Here is a 3,350-nt window from a genome sequence, read left to right on the forward strand (position 1 = left end):
TTGGATTACCAGCTGGATTGCTTTTATTTATTCTTTTTTATAAGAATAAATTTGTTGGTGTAAAGCTAGAGCGTATAGTTTTCTTTATTATATTATGTTTTACTTTCTTTGCTGAACCGATAACCTACACATCATTTTTTTTAATGTTCCCTTTCTCGGCAATAATATTTGAGCAGAAGCTCAATAAGATAACCGGTAAACAATCAATTAAATTAACTTAATTAGTAAATGGAAAATATGAAAACCACTTTTATGAAGTATGCTTTCGCAGCAGTATACATTTTTTGTGGAGCTATAGCACTTTTACCCTTCCATAATTTAAGAATTTTGTTAATGAGGTGTTTAGGCGCAAAAATCGGCAAAAAGGTTGGGCTTTATAGAGGTTTTGAAATCAGAAGTCCATGGAAATTGGAAATTGGTAACAGCACATTAATCGGCCACAATGCATTGCTTGATGCAAGAAAAGGTCTGATAATTGGTTCTAATGTAAACTTAAGCAATGATGTTATGATATGGACATTACATCACGATTACAATAGCGAATTTTTCGATACCATAGGAGATCGTGTAGTTATTGAAGATTATTGTTGGATATGTTCCAGAGCGGTTATTCTTCCAGGAGTTAAAATTGGATACGGTGCTGTTGTAGCAGCAGGTTCTGTGGTGACAAAAGATGTTCAGCCTTACACAGTAGTCGGTGGAATTCCTGCAAAGGTAATTTCGGTTAGAAATAAAAAGTTAAGCTATAATTTGGGGAATGATATCTGCCCAATAATCTAGTAAATCAAATGACTAAATAATAAAATTGATGAACAAAATTTCTATAATAACGGCAACATATAATGCAGGAAAAACACTTGAGTCTTTAATACAAAGTATTATAATTCAAGATAGTGATAATTTTGAATTCATTATTGTTGACGGTTGTTCGAAAGATAATACAATGGATATTATAAATAAATATAGAAATTATATAACCGAATGGATCAGCGAACCAGATAAGGGTATTTATGATGCATGGAATAAAGGCGTTTTAAGAGCTAGCGGAGATTGGATAATGTTTTTGGGTGCAGATGATATATTATTACCAACAGCGTTGTCAAAATATCAAAATTTTTTAGCAATGCAGTCTAATTTGGATTCTTTAGAATACGTTTCTTCCAAAAGACAAATGATTGATCTCAAAGGGAAAATTATTAGGACAGGGGGCTTCCCCTGGCAGTGGCCTTTATTTCTTAAAGAAATGACTGTTTCACATCCTGGGTCGTTACATTCTAAGAAAATATTATTTGTCATTTACGGAGTCTATGATATAAGATACAGAATTTGCGGAGATTACGAGTTACTTTTAAGAGCAAAGGATAAATTAAATGCAGCCTTTATGGATGAGGTTACAGTTAAAATGAGTGAGGGAGGTGCAAGTGATTCAATTGCCGCTATTACAGAACATTTCCAAGCGGCGACAGAAACGGGTGGAGCAAGCTATATTTCTTCCAAGTTTAATGAATGTTATTACAAACTGAAGTTTGTTGTGAAGAATTGCTTTAGAAAGATTGGTTTAAATGTCTATCTAAAGAAGTGATAGCCATAGATTGATAATTTTTTGAAAACGATTATATTATATTAAAGCAGATGAAGATCAAAGTTGGGATTGATGCGAAATGGTATTTTGATGGCCCACCTAGCGGAAAGGTGGTTGTTAGAAATTTGGTTGATGAATTAATTAAAATTAACAATAATCATATTGAACTTTTTCTTATTGTCAGCAGTAAAAATATAGATCAAGCTGAAGAATTGTTTAGAGGCAAAGCCAAACTTATCCCTGTATATGCTAAGCCAAATTTACTTTCCAATTTGATAATTGTTCCATTTGTGGTTAAAAAGTATAACTTGAATTTTATACTATATCAAAACTTTGCAAATTATGGGAAAAGTAAATGGAAAAAAATAGCATTTGTTCACGATGTACTTTTTTTAGATTACCCCCAGTTTTACAGCCCTGTTGAGTTATTGTACTATAAGCCAATGAGTCTGTTAGCGAAACGTTCAGATTATGTAATCACTATTTCTAACTCAGAGAAAACGAGGATCTTAAAACATCATATTGCTGAAGACCAAAATACGGCTGTGGTATATCATGGAGTAAATGATAATTTTATGCCGCTAGACAAATATAACGTAGAAAGTATAAGATCAATAAAAAAGAGATATAATTTGCCAGATAAATTCGTTCTATACGTTGGGCGAATCAATATTAGAAAAAACTTATTGAATTTGATTAGAGCCTTTATACATATAGACGAATCTGTAAAACTTTTAATTGTTGGAGAAAGAGAGTTTAAAAATGAGGATATAGAAAAATGTATTCTAGACAATAACTTATTGGATAGGATTTCTTTTTCTGGTTATGTCCCACAAGCAGATCTTCCTCTTATTTATGCTCTTGCAAAGGTATTTTGCTTCCCGTCCTACGCCGAGGGTTTTGGTATGCCTCCACTGGAAGCTATGAAATGTAGAGTTCCAGTTGTTGTTTCGGATAGAACATCATTGCCAGAAGTTTGTGGTGATGGAGCTGTTTACATAGATCCTGACGATCCAATGGATATTGCAATGAAAACCAATACGTTGTTGCAAGATGAAAAATATTATAATTTAATGGCTGGCAGGGCGTTAGCACATGCAAATCATTTTACTTGGCAAAAGTCCGCGGAGAATATTTTAAAATTTATAATGGAAAAAAGCTAATGATCGAAAAGATTATACGGAAGCTAAAAAAAGACCCTAATTACAGATGGGAAAGTAAATATACTGTAAGGGATATAATTGTGGTTTCTTTTGAAAGGTTGAAACAGATGCTTAGAGGAGGTTATAGAAGATTTTTTTTTAAACGGACAAAAGGCCTATTATTTATAGGTCAGGGAGTTAAAATAAAACATGCATATAAGGTTTCCGCTGGAGACAATCTAATCCTCGATGATCGGGTCTATATTAATGCAATTTCTTTAGAAGGGATCAATATAGGTAATAATGTTTCAATTGGAAGAAATTCTGTTTTAATGGGATCACATGTCATTGCCCACCAAGGGATTGGCATAAAGATTGGCGATGGTACTGGCATTAATGCTTTTGCATACTTAGCAGGCCAAGGTGGGATAGATATTGGTGAAAATGTGATTATTGGCCCATATGTTAAAATTTTTTCTGAAAATCATAACTTTTCTGATGATACTGAGTTGATTAAAAATCAAGGCGTTACACGGTCTGAAGTACGGATTGAAAGCAATTGTTGGATAGGCTCTGGTGTAACAATTTTAGCTGGTGTAACTATTGGTTCCGGCACTGTCGTAGCC

The 3,350-nt window shown here is 33.3% G+C and carries 5 protein-coding genes; all 5 read left to right on the forward strand.

The genetic code is table 11. From position 1 onward, the window contains the following. The coding region (locus AC1DND_RS23345; protein WP_477584980.1) for a hypothetical protein at positions 1–221 on the forward strand (221 nt) is incomplete at its 5' end. A 286-nt stretch (positions 222–507) separates the two neighbouring features. Then, positions 508–780 carry an acyltransferase gene (locus AC1DND_RS23350; protein WP_477584984.1) on the forward strand — a complete coding sequence of 91 codons (273 nt, stop codon included), beginning with the start codon at positions 508–510 and terminating at the stop codon, positions 778–780. A 28-nt stretch (positions 781–808) separates the two neighbouring features. Then, positions 809–1,582: a glycosyltransferase family 2 protein gene (locus AC1DND_RS23355; RefSeq protein ID WP_477584981.1), complete on the forward strand. Its 774-nt coding sequence runs from the start codon at positions 809–811 to the stop codon at positions 1,580–1,582. A gap of 50 nt (positions 1,583–1,632) precedes the next feature. Next, positions 1,633–2,745, forward strand: a complete 1,113-nt coding sequence (locus tag AC1DND_RS23360; protein WP_477584982.1) for a glycosyltransferase family 4 protein — start codon at positions 1,633–1,635, stop codon at positions 2,743–2,745. Continuing rightward, positions 2,745–3,350 (forward strand): acyltransferase (locus tag AC1DND_RS23365; protein WP_477584983.1); only part of this gene is annotated, 606 nt, incomplete at its 3' end. The genes AC1DND_RS23360 and AC1DND_RS23365, both read left to right, overlap by 1 nt.

It is taken from the genome of Pedobacter sp. 01N416 (assembly GCF_056399685.1).

What these genes read in the sequence shown, in the direction of transcription:
- AC1DND_RS23350 (WP_477584984.1), top strand. Translation starts at nt 508, where the DNA reads ATGATATGGACATTACATCACGATTACAATAGCGAATTTTTCGATACC.
- AC1DND_RS23360 (WP_477584982.1), top strand. Translation starts at nt 1,633, where the DNA reads ATGAAGATCAAAGTTGGGATTGATGCGAAATGGTATTTTGATGGCCCA.
- AC1DND_RS23355 (WP_477584981.1), top strand. Translation starts at nt 809, where the DNA reads ATGAACAAAATTTCTATAATAACGGCAACATATAATGCAGGAAAAACA.